The 16657-nt window shown below is 71.2% G+C and carries 13 protein-coding genes and 1 pseudogene; 8 read left to right on the forward strand and 6 right to left on the reverse strand.

What is annotated here, in order from left to right; genetic code table 11:
- Positions 1-4 precede the first annotated feature (4 nt).
- The 6 genes from ABT114_RS36730 to ABT114_RS36755 all read left to right on the forward strand — a co-directional run bounded on the left by ABT114_RS36730 (position 5) and on the right by ABT114_RS36755 (position 8196).
- Positions 5-1621 carry a sugar ABC transporter ATP-binding protein gene (locus ABT114_RS36730; RefSeq protein ID WP_351147525.1) on the forward strand — a complete coding sequence of 539 codons (1617 nt, stop codon included), beginning with the start codon at positions 5-7 and terminating at the stop codon, positions 1619-1621.
- Between the two features lie 125 nt (positions 1622-1746).
- Positions 1747-2556, forward strand: a complete 810-nt coding sequence (locus ABT114_RS36735; protein ID WP_351147527.1) for an SDR family NAD(P)-dependent oxidoreductase — start codon at positions 1747-1749, stop codon at positions 2554-2556.
- A complete protein-coding gene (locus ABT114_RS36740; RefSeq protein ID WP_351147529.1) occupies positions 2553-3356 on the forward strand; it encodes an SDR family NAD(P)-dependent oxidoreductase in 804 nt (267 codons plus the stop codon). The genes ABT114_RS36735 and ABT114_RS36740 overlap by 4 nt, the downstream gene beginning before the upstream one ends.
- Positions 3357-3412: 56 nt before the next feature.
- On the forward strand, positions 3413-4255 hold the full coding sequence (locus tag ABT114_RS36745) for an SDR family oxidoreductase (RefSeq protein WP_351147531.1): 843 nt from the start codon (positions 3413-3415) through the stop codon (positions 4253-4255).
- A 357-nt stretch (positions 4256-4612) separates the two neighbouring features.
- Entirely contained in the window at positions 4613-6181 is a 1569-nt protein-coding gene (locus ABT114_RS36750) for a purine-cytosine permease family protein (protein ID WP_351147533.1), read from the forward strand.
- 74 nt (positions 6182-6255) lie between these two features.
- A complete protein-coding gene (locus ABT114_RS36755; RefSeq protein ID WP_351147535.1) occupies positions 6256-8196 on the forward strand; it encodes an oxidoreductase in 1941 nt (646 codons plus the stop codon).
- 586 nt (positions 8197-8782) lie between these two features.
- On the opposite strand, the gene ABT114_RS36760 is transcribed toward ABT114_RS36755, so the two are convergent.
- Positions 8783-9280, reverse strand: coding sequence for a PepSY domain-containing protein (locus ABT114_RS36760; RefSeq protein WP_351147537.1), 498 nt, complete (start codon positions 9278-9280; stop codon positions 8783-8785).
- Positions 9281-9427: 147 nt separating this feature from the next.
- On the opposite strand from ABT114_RS36760, the pseudogene ABT114_RS36765 reads away from it, so the two are divergent.
- Together ABT114_RS36765 and ABT114_RS36770 are read left to right on the forward strand one after the other, a co-directional pair.
- Positions 9428-9790, forward strand: a pseudogene (locus ABT114_RS36765) (response regulator); the annotation flags it as partial.
- A gap of 86 nt (positions 9791-9876) precedes the next feature.
- The gene (locus tag ABT114_RS36770; protein ID WP_351147813.1) at positions 9877-11472 is read left to right on the forward strand and encodes a sensor histidine kinase; all 1596 of its coding nucleotides are present in this window, start codon (positions 9877-9879) and stop codon (positions 11470-11472) included.
- Positions 11473-11975: 503 nt separating this feature from the next.
- Here ABT114_RS36770 and ABT114_RS36775 read toward each other — a convergent pair.
- The 5 genes from ABT114_RS36775 to ABT114_RS36795 are packed head-to-tail and all read right to left on the reverse strand — an operon-like array spanning position 11976 to position 16643.
- The gene (locus ABT114_RS36775; protein WP_351147539.1) at positions 11976-12974 is read right to left on the reverse strand and encodes a Rieske 2Fe-2S domain-containing protein; all 999 of its coding nucleotides are present in this window, start codon (positions 12972-12974) and stop codon (positions 11976-11978) included.
- 2 nt (positions 12975-12976) lie between these two features.
- Positions 12977-13201 (reverse strand): recombinase-like helix-turn-helix domain-containing protein, encoded by a 225-nt coding sequence (locus tag ABT114_RS36780; RefSeq protein WP_351147541.1) that lies wholly within the window; start codon positions 13199-13201, stop codon positions 12977-12979.
- A gap of 38 nt (positions 13202-13239) precedes the next feature.
- Positions 13240-14178: a PDR/VanB family oxidoreductase gene (locus tag ABT114_RS36785; RefSeq protein ID WP_351147543.1), complete on the reverse strand. Its 939-nt coding sequence runs from the start codon at positions 14176-14178 to the stop codon at positions 13240-13242.
- Between the two features lie 38 nt (positions 14179-14216).
- On the reverse strand, positions 14217-15845 hold the full coding sequence (locus tag ABT114_RS36790) for a thiamine pyrophosphate-binding protein (RefSeq protein ID WP_351147544.1): 1629 nt from the start codon (positions 15843-15845) through the stop codon (positions 14217-14219).
- 9 nt (positions 15846-15854) lie between these two features.
- Positions 15855-16643, reverse strand: coding sequence for an SDR family oxidoreductase (locus ABT114_RS36795; protein ID WP_351147546.1), 789 nt, complete (start codon positions 16641-16643; stop codon positions 15855-15857).
- Positions 16644-16657: the final 14 nt, after the last annotated feature.

The raw sequence follows: 16657 nt of genomic DNA on the forward strand, positions 1-16657 counted from the left end.
AGACATGGCACCGCACAGCAGCAGCAACACCGCTGAGCCGGCCCCGGGTATGCGCACGGGAGGCTCAGGCAGCGAGGCACCGGACACCCGCCCGGCCGCCCTGGGAGTCCGCAACGTCTCCAAGACCTTCGGCGGCACCCGGGTGCTCAGCGGCTTCGACTTCGACGTACAGCCCGGCGAGGTGCACGCCCTGGTCGGGCAGAACGGATCCGGCAAGAGCACCTTTCTGAAGATTCTCTCCGGCTACCAGCCGTGCGACCGAGGCGGCGAGATAGAACTCGGCGGCCGACCGCTCACCGGCCATGGGCCGCGCCCGCGCGGTATGGCCTTCGTCCATCAGGACCTCGGCCTGGTCGAAGCCGCGACCGTGTTGGAGAACCTCGTCGCCGGTACCCCGCGCGGCCGCGGGCGGCTGATTTCGTGGAAGCACGAGCGCCGGCGCGCCCGCGAGAGCATGGCCCGGCTCGGGTTGTCCCTCGAGCCGGACACGCTGGTCGCCGGCCTGCACCCGGTCGACAGGGCCATGCTGGCCCTCGTACGCGCCACCGACGAGCTGCGGGGTGTGTCCGACGGTGTGCTCGTCCTCGACGAACCCACGGCGTACCTGCCCCGGGACGGCATCGAGCGGCTGCTGGAAATGATCCGTCAGCTGGCCCGCGAAGGCCTTGCCGTCGTCTTCGTCACCCACCACCTCGACGAGGTGCTCGCCGTCGCCGACCGGCTTTCGGTACTGCGCGACGGGCACCTGGTCGGCCGTTCCGCGGTTGCCGGGCTCACCGAGGACGACATCGTGGAGATGATGATCGGCACCCAGCTGGACGGCCAGTATCCGCTTGTCGAGCGCACCTTGGGCGCACCCGTTCTCGAGGTGCGCGGCATGCGTACCGGAGACGGGGCCGACGACGGCGGCGAAGCCGGCACCGGCGCGTTCGACCTGGAGCTGCGCGCCGGGGAGATCGTCGGCGTCACCGGGCTCGTCGGATCCGGCTGGGAGGAGATCCCCTACCAGCTGTTCGGCGCGGCCACGGGCACCATCGGCACCATCCGGGTCGCCGGGCGCGAGTACGACCTGCGGCAGATGAACCCGCGCCGTTCGGCAGCCGCCGGCATGGCGCTGCTGCCTGCCAACCGAGTACGTGACAGCGCCGTCGCGGAGTTGACGGTGACGGACAACATGACCGTGGCCAGCCTGCGCAAGCACCGCACCGCCCTCGGCGTGGGAATCCGCTCCAGGCGGACCGCGGCCGAGCGTGACATCGCCCTGTACGACGTCCGCCCGGCCAACCCGGACGCGCTGCTGGGCACTCTCAGCGGCGGCAACCAGCAGAAGGCGCTGCTGGCCAAGTGGTTCGCGACGGACCCCCGGGTGATGTTGCTGCACGAACCCACCCAGGGTGTCGACGTGGGCGCACGGCGGCAGATCCTCGAACAGATCCAACTGGCCGCGGCCCGGGGCATCGGGGTACTGCTGGTCAGCGCCGAGCACAAGGACCTTGCGCATATGTGCGACCGCGTACTGGTCTTCCGCGGCGGACGGGTTGCCGAGGAGCTGCACGGCGATCGGCTCAGCGAGCACGTCGTGCTGAGCGCCGCGGCGACGGGCGATCACACAACTGCCTGACGGTACGTCGGGTCACGGGGTCCACCAGCCGCTGGTGGGCTCGGCCCGGCCCGCGCTGCGGTGCCCGGCCGGGCAAATGGAGCGGCCGATCCACCGATCGGCCATTGAACAGGAATGGGAAAGACATGGGTGTACTGGACGGGAAGGTCGTCGTGCTCACCGGTGCCGGATCCGGCATCGGCCGCGCAGTGGTCGGCGAATATGTCACGCAGGGTGCGCGGGTGGTCGCCGTCGACGTCTCCGAGCAGGTGCGCACGCTGCCCGATGAACTGGGTGACGCCGTGCTGCCGGTGGTGGCCGACGTCTCGACCTGGGAAGGCAACCAGGCCGCGGCCGCCGCCGCACGCGATGCCTGGGGCCGTATCGACGTGTTCGTCGGCAACGCCGGGATCACCGACGGCGCACGCGCACTGGAGCAGATCGACGGCGCGCAGCTGCCCGGCGCCTTCACCGAGCTGTTCGGGGTGAACGTTCTCGCCCCCATGCTCGGCGTACGCGCGGTATTGGACGATCTGATCGCCTCGCAGGGCTGCGTCATCCTCACCGGTTCCTTCGCCAGCGCCAACGCGGCCGGCGGTGGCGCGCTCTACACCGCGTCCAAGCACGCGGTGCTCGGCCTGGTACGCCAGCTCGCCTACGAACTGGCCCCGGACGTAAGGGTCAACGGCGTGGCGCCGGGCGTCGCGCCGACCCGGCTGCGCGGCACCGCGTCGCTGGGCCAGGGCGCGACCGACTCGGTACTGGAAGGTACCCGGGACATGCTGCCGCTCCAGCACGTCGCCGGCGCGGACGCCTACAACGGTGTGTTCACCCTGCTCGCTTCCTCCGAGCTGTCCGGCGTGATGACCGGAAGCCTGGTGGTCGCCGACAGCGGTCTGGGCATCCGCGGTGTCAACCGGCCCGGCGGCCGGGTCGTGTCCGGGAGCGCGGCATGACCGGCACTGTCGGCACCGTGCCCGCCCCGGTGGCCCCGCTCGCATTCGATTTGACCGGGCGCACAGCGGTAGTCACCGGAGCCCGGCGCGGTATCGGCGCGGCGATCGCCGCGGCCCTGCTGGACCACGGCGCCACCGTCGTGGTGTGCGGACGCGACGCGGCTCAAGTGGATGCGCAGGTCGAGCAGTTGGGAAGGCGTGGCCGTGGGAAGCCAGTGGGCTGCGTCGGCGACTTGACCACTCAGGCCGGGCGCGAACAACTGCTGCGCACCGCCGGAGCGGTCGACATCCTGGTCAACAATGCCGGAGGCTTCACCCGCCCGGTCACCGCGCTGCAGTCCACCGCCGACGAGTGGGACGAGCAGATCGCACTCAACCTCACTGTGCCCTTCCTGCTGTGCCAGGCGGTGTTGCCGGGCATGGTGCAGCGCCGATGGGGCCGCATCATCAACATCGGGTCGGTGGTGGCCACCGCGCCGCAGCCGGACAACGCGATCGGCTACGTCGCCGCCAAGTCCGGACTGGTCGGCTTCACCCGGCAACTGGCCGTCGAGGTGGCGCGGTACGGCGTAACAGCGAACGTGGTCAATCCGGGCACCGTGGCGACCGAGCACCTGCTGGACTACTTCGCCGCCGCCGACGAGGGCGTCGGGGAGGAGTCGCTGAGCAGCCGCATCCCGGTCGGCCGTCTGGGCCGGCCGGACGAAATCGCCGCGGTGGTCCCTTTCCTCGCCTCGGACGCGGGTGCCTTCACCACCGGTGCGGTGATCGACATCAACGGCGGCGCGGTCACCGCGTGAGCCACCCGCCGTACAACGAAGCAGACGAAGCAGACGAAGCAGACCAGGAGAACCCAATGGAGAATCTCAGCGGCAAGGTCGCACTGGTGACCGGTGGTGCCGCCGGTGTCGGCCGCGCCGTCGTCGAAGGCTATGTGCGGGCCGGAGCCAAGGTGGGCATCCTTGACCGCGATGCCGATCGCCTGGCCAAGCTGTGCGCCGAGCTCGGCGACGACGTGCACGGCGTCGCGGGCTCTGTCGAGGTGCTCGCCGACAACCGCAGGGCAGTCGACGAGACCGTGGCCCGATTCGGCCGACTCGACGTGTTCGTCGGCAACGCCGGGGTGGGCGCCGGCAACCTGCCGCTGGCCGGCATCCCGCTGGACCGCCTGGAGACGGCCATCGACGAGATCTTCGCCATCAACGTCAAGGGCTACCTGCTGGGCGCGCGCGCCGCACTCGCACCGCTGCTGCGCACCGGAGGCAGCATGATCTTCTCGTGCTCGCTCGCCAGCTACCGCGCAGTGGACGACGGCGCCCTGTACGTCTCCAGCAAGCACGCCAACCTCGGCATCGTGCGTCAACTCGCCTGGGAACTGGCCCCGCACATCCGGGTCAACGGAGTCGCCATCGGAGTGGCCCGCACCCGAATGGAGGGCCTGCACACGCTCGACCAGCAGCCGATCGACGCGGTGCTGCCAGGTGCGGAGGAGGTCATCCCCCTGGGTTTCATCCCCGAACCGGCCGACTACGCCGACGTGTTCGCCTTCCTGGCATCCGACAGCGCACGAGTGGTGACCGGCGAATGCCTGTGGGCGGACAGCGGTTTCGGGATCCGCGGCATCGGCAGCCCCGCCGGCGGCCGCTCGCTGACGGCTGAAGCCGTCGAGCGGGCCGACGCAGCCGTGGGGCGCGGCTGACGGCCGCGTCACAGCGGCCCACCGTCCGAACCCCCGGCACCGGAGACCAACCCCTGGCATCGGAGAGCGCGAAGGCCGCCCCAAGGGCCGTACAGCTACTGGGGCGGCCCCAACCACAAGGCTGCTGCAGTAGCCGCTGCTGCCGTTGAACTGCCAGGTCTCCCGATCGGCCGGGCGGCCCTTCAGCATGCCCGCACGCCGCCGCTCAGGCGTACGTTTTCCCTGGTCGGGGCGTGTTTCGGGCAGGGAAATTCCTCTGCACGGTCATTGACGAGATATCAGGATGGCGCGAAGTATTCATTTCTGCATGCACTTTCGTGTGCACCTTCCCCCGGACTCCTCTCCCATGGAGCGACCATGTCGCTAGCCCAGGAAGTTCCCGCCTGCCCGCTGCGGACCAGGTCCACCGACGATCCCGCCGTCGTGGCCGAGCAGCAGGCCGACGACTACAGCAACCACGTGGTTCCGCTGACCGCGCGTGTCGGGCGCTGGCAGCTGACGATGTCGTACTGGTCCCTGCTCAGTGCGATGGTCTGGCTGTTCTACGGCGCACTGGCGGCCAGCCTGTACGGAACTGTCGACGCGCTGATCGCCATCGGCGTCTCGGTCGTGACCTACTCACTGATCAACGCCGTGTTCACCCGGTGGGGCCTGCGCAGCGGCCTCAACAGCACCCTGCTCTCACGCCGGATGTTCGGGGTGCTGGGCGCCTCGCTCACCGCGTTGCTCATCGCGGCCAACACCACGTATTACGCGGTCTTCGAGAGCAGTACGCTCGCTGTCGCGTTCGGCCACTACACCCCGAACTGGGACATCCGAATCTGGTACGCGATCATCGCGGTCGTCATGCTGCCGCTGATGCTCGGCGGCGTGCAGACCTGGATGGCACGGCTCAACGGCATCCTGCTGCCGCTCTACGTCATCGGCATCATCGCCGCGGTCGTGGCTGCCGCCGTGCGCTTCCCGGAGAGCTCGAACTGGCTCTCCTTCGACGGTGTGATCCCGCCCGAGGCGCGGGCCCTGCCGGGCTGGCTGCTGGGCACAGTCCTCTACATGGGCATCTATCTGTGCATGCCCACCACGGTGGACTTCGCGCGGTTCGCCAAGGTCGAGGACGACGGATTCCACCGCAACGTCACCTTCGGCTGGGTGTTCTACATCTGGCTGTTCGCGGTGAACGGCGCTGTCGGCATCTTCCTGGTCCGCGCGGCGATACCGGACCAGCCCACCGCAGAGACCGGCGTGGTACAGGCGATCCTGGCGAGCCTCGGCGTGTTCGGTCTGATCCTGATCGTGGTCTCACAGGCCCGGATCAACAGCCTGAACTACTACCAGGCCTCCGCGAACTGGGGGCGCCTGATCAACAACCTCTGCGGCATCAGACTCGGCCGTCCGCTGCTGGTCGCCGCCACCACAGTCGTGGTGTTCCTGCTGATGCTCACCGATGTGTTCAGCTACCTGCAGAACGCGCTGACCTGGCAGGGCGTGTTCCTGGTCAGCTGGGCCGGGGTCGCGCTGACGCACTTCGCGCTGGTGCCCGAGGACCGCATCGCGGGGCCGGAGTTCCGCGCGCTGCGCCTGCCCAGGGTCACCTGGGGACTGGGGGTGTGGGTGCTCGCCTCAGCCGTCGGCATCTACCTCGTCGAGGCACCCGGCGTACCCGCGGCGCTCGCCGGCACCGCGCAGTTGGTCGCGCTGGTGGTCAGCGCGGCCCTGTACACGGTCGTGGTGAAGCTGCGCCCGGCGGCGAGGCCGGCCGCCGGCGACCCGCGCACGGAGGTGGCGGACCCGGACGCCACCTGGGCCGAATGCCACCGCTGCGAGAAGGCGTACGTGGTCCTGGAGATGGACCGTGAGCCGGCCGCGGGCTGTGCACCGGTCTGCGACGCCTGCGCCACGGCGAGTCTCGTCCCCGGACGTTCCTGATCTTTCCCAACATCTGTCGGAGGGCCTCTCAAAGCCTGTCCGACCAACTGCCCGACGTCACAGGAGAGGTACCGATGGCTTTCGACAGCCTGTTCCGCCCCGGCACCATAGGGGACCTGACGGTGCGCAACCGCGTCGTCAAGTCCCCGAACACGACCGCCACGTGCAACCCCGACGGCACGGTGAGCCAGCGCACGGTGAACCATTACCGGCGGCTCGGCGAGGGTGGTACCGGCCTCGTCATGGTCGAGTACACCTACGTCGACGACGACGCCAGCAAGTCCATCCACGGCCAGCCCGGGGCGAGCAACCAGAACCACGTCCCCGGGCTCGGCTGGCTCGCCGACGAGGTCCGCTCGACCGGCGCCGCGATCGGGCTGCAGCTGGTGCACGCAGGGCGACAGCGCTTCCTGGGCACCAGCCCGATGAAGTCCGCGTCGTCCTCGTCCTGGGACGTGGCCGAGATGCCGTTCGGCGTGGTCCCCACGCCGCTGACGGTCGACGAGATCGCCGGGGTGGTGCGCAGCTTCGGTGAGGCGGCAGCGCGCGCCTACGCGGCGCGGTTCAATCTGGTCGAGATCCACGCCGGCCACGGCTACATGATCACGAACTTCCTGTCCCCGCACACCAACGACCGCACCGACGAGTACGGCGGCTCCTTCGAGAACCGCACGCGGATCCTGCTGGAGATCGTCGACAGCGTGCGCGCCCATGTGCCACGCAGCTTCCCGCTGAGTGTGCGGCTCTCGGTGAGCGACTACGAGCCGGACGGCATCGTGATCGACGAGACCGTGGAACTGTGCCGACTGCTGGAGCAGCACCGGGTCGACGTCATCCACGCCTCGGGCGGGCACCACGCCAAGCAGGAATGGGAGGCCAGCTCCTGGTACATGCCGCGGCAGCCGCACCGCTGGGGCTGGGAGAAGATCAAGCCCGCGGTGTCGATCCCGGTGATCGCCTCGGGCTCGCTGGTCACCCCCGAGATCGCCGACGACATCCTGAGTTCCGGCAGCGCCGACTTCGTCTCGCTCGGCCGCGCCATGCTGGCCGACCCCGACTGGGCCAACAAGGCGCGAGAGGGTCGGCAGCTGGAGATCGTGCCGTGTATCCGCTGCAACGACGGCTGTCTGGAGCGAGGGCTCGACCAGAAGCGCAGCGTGGGCTGCACGGTCAACCCCGAGGTGGCAGAGGAGGGCCGGTTCCCGCTCGGCACCGCCCCGGCCGCCAAGCGGGTGGCCGTCGCCGGTGGCGGACCGGCCGGGCTGCGCGCGGCCGCGGCCCTGCACGACCGCGGGCACACCGTCGTGCTCTTCGAACCCGGTGAGCTCGGCGGGGCGTTGAACCACGCCGTGGGGTCCGCCGTGAAGCAGGACCTCGCCGGGCTGCGGAAGCACCTGGTGCACGAGGTGACCCGGCGGGGGATCGAGATCCGTCCGGTGGCCGCGGACGCCGCCTCGGTCACCGACGGGTTCGACGAGGTCGTGGTCGCGACAGGGGCGCCGCAGCGCGCGTTCGACGGCTCGGTCGCCGAGGCGGCACTCGTCCTGGGACCCGGCGACATCTCGGCCCGGCGCGAGGACCTGGCGGGGCGCCGGGTCGTGGTGGTCGGCGGCGGCTTCCAGGGCTGCGAGTCCGCGCTGCGACTGGCCGAACTGCCCGGCACCACCGTCCTCGTCCTGGAGCGCGGCGAGCATCTGATGCGCGGGGACGAGGTCAAGTACGACGTGCTGGTGCTGCCCGGCCGGCTGGCGGAGGCGGGCGTCGAGGTGCGGACCGGTTCCGGGGTCGTCGCGGTCGAGGAGAAGGGCGTGCGGGTGCGCGGTGCGGACGGCGCGGAGCAGGCCGTCGAGGCCGACGCGGTGGTGCTCGCACTCGGCCGGGAGCCGTCGACCGGCACCCTGGCGGACGAAGTCGGCAAGGCCGGGGTACCGGTCGCGACCATCGGTTCGGCGGCGGTACCGGGCCGGGTCTACGACGCCCTCCACACGGCGTACTTCACGGCCCGTCTGATCTGACGAACCCCCGTTACCCATGCGGCCCTGGCCCGGCTTTGCCCGGCCAGGGCCGCCGGCGCCGCATCCACGCCGTCAGCGCGGCGTTCTCCTCTCCCACACACGCAGCGCGAGGTACTCCCCCACCCCTGGTCCCCCACTCCCGCGCGCCCCGTCCATCGCCCCCGATTTTCTGCGCCCCCTGCCGGGCCGAGCGAACGCGAACAGTGCAGCCCTCCCGCGCAGGTGACGGCTACCTCTTCCTCGCCGGACCAAGCGAAGTCCGCCCCGCGGACGCGGTCGTGCGCACCGGTCACGCGAAGGTGCGGCGCGGGGCTCAACGCTCCGCGTGGATCTCGGACTTCTGCCACGCGCTCACGCTGAGCCTCCCGGTCGTGCCGAGGCTGAGTTCCGGCGGCACGATCACGGGGCTCACGCCGGTTCTGACGTGGACCCGGACGCAGGGGGCGATGAGGTCTGAGCCCCATCGCCCCCGTTGGCCACCGAATTCCGCGGCCTACCCACCGGGATCGACGGAAACGAACACTGGACCACACCGCTGACACGCGTGGCCCATCCCGCCCGCTCCGTCGCGTCGTGTCGCGTCCCGTCAGCGGTCGTCACCGCCGTGGCCGTCACGGTCCCGGCCACGACCGCGGCCGTTGTCGTCACCGACGTGGTCGTCCCCGCCGGCGTGCACACCGTGGTCGTCACCCGGACGATCGTCACCGCCGCCCGCGGCGCCACGGTGGTCATCCCCTGGGCGGTCGTCACCGCCGCGCCGGTCCATGGTGACAGCGCCCGTGCGGGTGTCGACGTGGAGTTCGCGGCGGACGTGGTCGGCTCCGACGACGTACACCTCCCAGTAGCCCGGGTGGTCGTCGTCGAGGTCGACCTTGGCGACGGTGCCCGGGTACAACTTCTGCACGGCGGCTGCCGCCTGGGCGGCCGTCACAGACGGTGGCGACGGCGACGCCGTCACCGCCGGCCGGTCCTCGGGACCGCTGCCGTGCCGGTCGCTGCCGCCGGTGGCGAGCGCCGAGTAACTGCCGCCGCCGACGAGCACGGCAGCCACGAAGACGGTGGCGATGGTGGCGGTGCGCTTCATGATGGGCCTCCTCGGCCGGGCAGTTGACCGGCCTGTGTCTCGTCTGTGTCCTGCCTGTTTCCGTGACGCCAATGTGCCGGGGGGAAGCTGAAGGGGACCTGAAGCCACCTGAAGATCCCTTCAGGTTCCATTTGGGAGGCTGGGCACATGCGCCTGTTGATCGTGGAGGACGAGAAGCGGCTCGCGCTCTCGCTGGCAAAGGGCCTGCGGGCCGAGGGCTTCGCCGTGGACGTCGTCCACAACGGGAACGAGGGGCTCCACCTGGCCGCCGAGGGCGTCCACGACCTGGTGGTGCTCGACATCATGCTGCCGGGCCTCAACGGCTACCGCGTCTGCGCGGCCCTGCGCGCGGCGGGCCGCGACGTGCCGATCCTGATGCTCACGGCCAAGGACGGCGAGTACGACGAGGCGGAGGGCCTGGACACCGGGGCCGACGACTACCTGACGAAGCCGTTCTCATACGTCGTGCTGGTGGCGCGCGTGAAGGCGCTGCTGCGCCGCAAGCTCGGCACGGACACGATCCAGACCGTGCGCGGCGCCGGCTACCGGATGGTGACGCCGTGAGGCGGCGGCTGTTCGGTTCCGTCCAGGCCACGATGGTGCTGGGGGCCACGGCCGTGGTGACGGTCGCGCTGGTGGCCGCCGGGATCGCGGTGCTGATGTCGCTGCGCACGAACCTCACGGAGCAGGCGCAGAGCGAAGCCAACGACATGGCCCGCAGGATCGCCCTCGGTGTCGCCACCTGGCGCGGGGGCGGCGCCCGGCTGCCGCTGCCGGAGGGGGTGCGGGAGGGGGTCCCGGTGCAGGTGACGGACGCGGAGGGGCGGCTGCTGGCGGTCGGCCAGGGGCTGGAGAGCATCAGTGGCACCGGTGTGACGGCCGTGCGCATGCCGCGGACCGCCACCTCCCCGGCCGCTCCATCCCTGTCCTCGTCCGCTTCCCCGGCCCCGACCCCGACCCCCGTTGCCAGCCGGGATGACGAGGCGGCCGACGACCATGGCGGCGGGCACGGCAGGGGCCGGGACCGCGGCAGCGACGACAGCGGGACGGACGACAGCACGGCGGACGACCACGGAACGGACGACAGTGCGACACCCCCCGCGAACGACCCGGCCATCGGGACCATCAGCGACACCGTCCAGGAGAGCTCCGGGCGGGCGGTGGTCGACGGGCGAAGCGCCCCGTACCGGTTCGCCACCATCAAGGCCACGGATCTCGGCGGCCGGACGGTGCTCGTCCACGCGGGCGCCTCACTGGCGGCACGCGAGACCGCCGTCCGCAGCACCGGGGTGGCCATGCTGGCGGGACTGCCGCTGGTGCTGCTGGTCGTCGGCGGGGTGACATGGCTGGTGACGCGGCGCGCGCTGACCCCGGTGGAGGGCATCCGGCGGGAGATGGCGGCGATCACCGCCTCCGAGGACCTCTCCCGGCGCGTGCCGGAACCCGCCTCGCACGACGAGGTGGCCCAGCTGGCGCGCACCACCAACGAGACACTGACCGCGCTGGAGGCAGCCGTCGACCGGCAGCGCCGCTTCGTCGCCGACGCCTCGCACGAACTGCGCAGCCCCATCGCCTCGTTGCGCACCCAACTGGAAGTCGGCTCGGCGCACCCGCAACTGCTGGACGTGCCCGGCGCGGTCAAGGACACCGAGCGGCTGCAGCAACTCGCGGCCGACCTGCTGCTGCTCGCCCGGCTCGACGCCGGGGAGCGGCCGGGACAGGGGCGGGTCGACCTGGGCGAGCTGGTCCGTGAGGAGGTGGGGCGCCGCCCCGCCGACCGCACGCCGGTGTCCGTCGACGCCGACGAAGGGCGCGAAGTAGCCGGGTCACGCGCTCAGTTGGCCCGGGTGATCGGCAACCTTCTGGACAACGCACAGCGGCACGCGCGCGCCGAGGTCACCGTGCGCGTACAGCGCCAGGGCGACCGGATCATCCTCACTGTCGCGGACGACGGCGGCGGTGTGCCGGCCGCCGAACGCGAGCGGATCTTCGAGCGGTTCGTACGGCTGGACGACGCGCGCACGCGCGACGACGGCGGCGCGGGGCTGGGCCTGGCCATCGCCCGCGACGTGGCGCGGCGCCACGGCGGCACGCTCACCGCGGGCGAGGCGCCGTCCGGGGGCGCGCTCTTCGAACTGCGCCTGCCCGTGGCTACGGCTCCCGCTCGCGCCGTCCGGTATGACCTGCACTGATAGAACGGCCAGCAGTTCCCCGAAAAGGCAGTACGCCGACCCACCGCAGACTGTGACGGACGCATGCCCTTGAAGCCGCTGCGGCCCTTGCCCGGGCGGAAACCTTCGCGCCAGGACCGGCCCCTGGTGATCGTGGCCGGGCGGACGGCGGCACGGCCGGGCGGACGGTGCCCGCGTGGGCGGGCTGGACGGGCCGCCCGTCCGCGGGACGGCCCGTGGAGCGGAGGGAATTTCCATCGCATAAGGCAGGTTGCGTTCCTCCAGCCCGTAACGGTCCTCGCCCGCAGTCCCCGGCAAACCCGCTGACCACCGTCACCCATGTTCCACGCGCCGTCCGGCGCTCCCGTGCGTCGGATGCCGCCCCACTCCCGCACCAGCTTCAGCAGCCGCGCAAACTGCGTCACCCGCAGCCCGCTGAACGTCTCCACCTACACCCGCTCATCCCTCAACTCCCCGCCTGTATCAAGGAGATGACCAGCTCCGAGCCTTGTGCGCACCACGCTTCAGGCCTCGGCCGCCGCGCGGTACAGGCGGCGCAGCCGCACCACGCCCAGATCGTGCTGGTAGAGGTTTTCCTGCTGGTCGGCGTCGACGGGCATGGACTCCAGCATCACGCGGTCCTGCTCCAGGACGTCCCAGTGGCGCTGTTCGATCAGCGTGCGGTAGAGGAAGCGCCAGGAGGCGCGCTGCCAGTCCTGGACGCGCCGGTAGCGCCAGAAGAAGACGCCGCTGCGTTTCTCGTCGACCGGGCAGACCATGCCGACGATGCCGAACGGGCCGCCGGGGCCCGCGGACGGCGGGTAGGGGATGGACAGGTCGACCCAGTCCACGCCGGTGCGACACAGCTCCACCCAGTCGAAGTTGACGCCCCGCTGGTCGGTCTTTTCGAAGAAGTAGCCGCGTGCGGTCTCCCGGATGCGGAACTTGGCTGTCGTGTCACCGTCGAACATGGTGTGCGACTCGTGGTGGAGGAAGGCGCCGTGCATCGGGTCGAGGAGGTTCTCCACTGCGTAGCGCCAGGGGGTCTCCCACTCGGCGTAGCACAGGAAGGCGTCCACCTCGGGGTCGGTCAGCGGGTCGGGGAGCGTCAGTTCGGCGGGCTCGGGGTGCCGTTCGTCTCCGAAGTAGGCGAGGATCGCGCCCGCGACCTCACGTACGGGCAGGGAGGTGACCAGTTGCCTGCCCTCGAGGCTGCAGCCGGGCAGCCCGGGGACGGAGGAGACAGTGCCGTCGGACTGGACCTCGACGCCGTGGTACCAACAGGCGACGCGGTCGCCGAGGTGTTTACCGAGGGAGAGCGGGGCGCCGCGGTGTGGGCAGCGGTCGGCGAGCATGGAGAGGGTGCCGTCGGGGCGGCGGAAGAGCAGCCACTGCTCGCCCAGTGCGGTCACCTTGCGCATGGCACCGGGGGCGACGAAGTGCGAGGGAACGACCGGGTGCCACTGGTTGCGCAGGCCGGTGGCGTAGATGTGGTCCGCGGTGGCGGAGGACGACAGCGTCATGGTCAGGCTCCCAGTCGGTTCATCTCGGCGCGGAAGGACTCCTCGGTCCAGGGGGTGCCGTCGGCGGCGTGGACCTGGCGGGCGTTGAGGCCGCGGATCACGTCGGACAGTTCGTGTCCTTCGTGGGTGTAGACGTCCTCCAGGGTCGCGGCGAGCTTGTACTCGTACGGTGTCGGCTCGTGCGTACGGGACTGGTGGATCTCCAGAAAGGGCCAGGTGTCGTTCACGGTGGGGTCTCCCAGGGGTGCGGTCGACGTCGAAGGGGTCACAGCTCGAGGATGAGCCGACTGCGGGAGGCACACCGTGAGACACAGATCATCATGGTGTCGCCGGTCGCGCGCTCGGCCTCGCTCAGGAGGAAGTCGCGGTGGTCGGGGGTGCCGTCGATGATCCGGGTCTCGCAGGAGCCGCAGATCCCGTCGCGGCAGGAGTTGCTCACGCTGAGCCCGGCGTTCTCGGCGGCCTCCAGGATGGAGGTGTCGGCGCCGACGGTGAGTGTCACCCCGGAGGTACGGCACTCGACCTCGAACGCCTCGTCCTGGCCGGTGCGCTCCACGACGGGGGCGGCGAAGCGCTCCAGGCGCAACCGGTCCTCGGGGCTGCGTTCCTGGACCGCGTTGAGCAGCGGTTCAGGGCCGCAGGAGTACACCAGCGTCCCTGCGGGCAAGTCCGCGAGCACGGTGTCCAGGTCGATGTGGCCCTGCTCGTCCTGTGGTACGAGCAGGATGTCGCCGCCGAGTGCGGCGAGTTCGGCGGTGAAGGCCATGGACGCCCGGCTCCGGCCGCCGTAGACCATTCGCCAGGAGGTGTTGCGCCGGGTCGCCTCGCGGGCCATCGCCAGCAGCGGGGTGATGCCGATGCCGCCGGCGACGAACACGTAGCCGTCGGCGTCCTCCAGGGCGAAGTTGTTGCGCGGTTCGGAGACCGTGATCTGCTGGCCGGGGCGGAGCTTGGTGTGGATGTGGCGCGAACCGCCGCGTGAGGCGGTCTCGTTGAGCACGCCGATGCGGTAGACGTCGCTCTCGTGCGGGTCGCCGCACAGACTGTACTGGCGGATGTGCCCGCCGACGTGGACGTCGAGGTGGGCGCCGGGCGTCCAGGCGGGCAGGGGTTTGCCGTCGGGGTGGGTCAGCTCGACGGACAGGACGCCGTCGGCCTCCCATGTCATTCGGCGGACGGTCAGCTGGAGTGCGTTCTCGCTCATGGCCTGGGGCCTCCTTACCGGCAGTTCGGGCGGGCGGGCTACTGGCCCGGGATGCGCACGGGCGGGGTGAACGGGTTCTTCATCGGTCCGAGCGCGGTCAGGTCGACCTCGACGAGGGTCGGGCCGTCGGAGGCGACGGCCGCGGTGATGACCTCGGCGGCCTCGTGTTCCGCGGCGATGCGGGCGTAGGGCAGCCGGCAGGCCTGGGCGAGGAGCGCGAAGTCGGGGGTGGTGAGGTCGACGCCGGAGCGGCGTTCGCTGTAGCGGTCCTGCATGTTGCGCAGCACGCCGTACCCGCCGTCGTTGAAGACGATCAGGGTGAGGCGCGGTCGTTCCTGGGCGAGGGTGAGGAGTTCACCGAGGTGGACGGCGAGTCCGCCATCCCCGGCGATCACGACGGTGGGCCGGCCGGGCCTGGCGAGCGCGGCGCCGATGCCCATGCCGAGTCCTTGGCCGATGCCGCCGCCGCGCGGGAAGACGTTGTCGCGGGGGTCGTACATCTCCAGGAGCCGGTTGCCCCAGCTGCTGGAGGGGATGGTGACGTCACGGGCGACGACGGCCTCGCGGGGCAGGGCCGCGCGGATGGCGTCGCAGATCGCGGCCTGGGGTCCGATGCCGGCGTGCAGGGCCTCCCGCACCTCGGTGCGGACAGCGGTGACGCGGTCGCTCCAGCCGGTCTCGGCCTCGGCAGCGTACGGCAGCAGGGCGGCCAGGGTGGCGGCGGCGGTGCCGTGCAGGGCGTGGGCGGCGGGGTACACGCGGCCGAGCGCGGCGGCGTCGATATCGATCTGGATGTGTGCGGCGGGCAGGTCCAGGGTGTAGTCGGCCGTCTCGTTGGACCGGAAGTGGGTGCCGACGGTGAGCAAGAGGTCGGCGTCGGCGAGCAGTGCCCGTACGGCGGGGGTGGTGGCGAAGTTGCCGATGACCTGGCCGTGGTCCTCGGGTACGGTGCCGCGCCCGGAGTTGGACGTGAGGAGGCCGGCGCCGGTGGCCTCGAGGAGGCGGGTCAGCTCGTCGCGGGCGGTGACCGCGCCGCCGCCCGCCCACAGGAGGGGGCGGCGTGCGGAGGCCAGGAGTGCCCCGGCGGCCTCCAGTGCGCCCGTCGCGGGGGCGGGGGGCTCGGGGGCGGTCGGGAGGCCGGCGCTGTCGTCGGTCTGTGCCGCGTACTGCAGGTCGATGGGCCACTCGACGCTGGCGGGACCGCCGGGTGCGGTGAGGGCGGCGCGGGCGGCTTCTCGCAGGATCCGGCCTGCCTGTGCGCTGTCCGGCACGCTCGCCGCGTAGGCGGAGACCGCGCTCAGCATGCCGAGCTGGTCCTTGGTCTCGTGGATGAATCCACGTCCGCTGCCGAGGAATTCACTCGCGACCTGTCCGGTGACGTGCAGCACGGAGCTGCCCGCGCTGAGCGATTCGATCAGCGATCCGGCAGCGTTGCCGGCTCCGGTGCCGGTGGAGGTGAGAGCGCAGCCGAGGGTGCCGCGGGCGCGGCCGTAGGCGTCGGCGGCGTTCACCGCGGAGGCCTCGTGCCGTACGGGCACGAAGCGCAGTTCGCGGTCGACGGCTTCGACGAGCGGCAGGTTGTGGACGCTGACGATGCCGAACACGGTGTCGATGCCGAGTTCGCGCAGGACGGCGACGAGGAGATCGCCTCCGTTGTCGTGACGCATGGTGTCTCCTCAGAGGATGGAGCGGCCGACGCCGCCGCAGACGTCGATGCCGGTGCCGGTGATGTACGAGGCGCGTGGGGACAGCAGGGTGACGACCGCGTAGGCGACCTCCTCGGCCCGGCCGAGCCGGCCGAGTGCGATGCCCCGGTCGGCGGCCAGTTCGGCCTGCCAGTCCGCGTAGCTGAGGCCGTTGTCGGCGGCGGCGTGACGGCGGGTCCACTGGCCGGTGTCGATGAGTCCGAGGCAGACGGAGTTGACCCGGATGCCCTCGCCGGCGAGTTCCACCGACAGGGACTTGGAGAGGTTGAGGATGCCCGCGCGGGCGGCGCTGGTGGTGATCAGCCGGATCTCGGGCTGCTTGGCGAGCACGGCGTTGATGTTGACGACGCTCGCGCAGCCGGAGGCGGCGAGATGGGGGCGGGCGGCGTGCAGCGGGTTGAGCACTCCGGCGAACTTCAGCTCCAGTTCGTCGCGCCAGTCCGCGGCGGTCGAGTCGTCGAGGCCCTTCATACGGGACTGTCCGGCGTTGTTGACGAGTCCGTCGATGCCGCCGAAGGTGTCGGCGGTGCGTCGGACGAAGTCGCCCACCGCGGCAGCGTCGCGTACGTCGCAGACGCCGGTCAGCAGGCGGTCGGGGCCGGCGCCGAGGCCGGCGACCGCCTTGGCCAGCCGGTCGGCGTCACGGCCGCAGGTGGCGACGCGTGCGCCCTCGTCGAGCAGGGCGCGTACCGCGGCCAGGCCGACGCCCGAGCTGCCGCCGGTGACCACGATGGTGCGGTCGGCGAGGCCCAGATCCATGACGGTTTCTCCTG

This window comes from Streptomyces sp. NPDC002088, assembly GCF_040296605.1.
GTDB lineage: Bacteria > Actinomycetota > Actinomycetes > Streptomycetales > Streptomycetaceae > Streptomyces.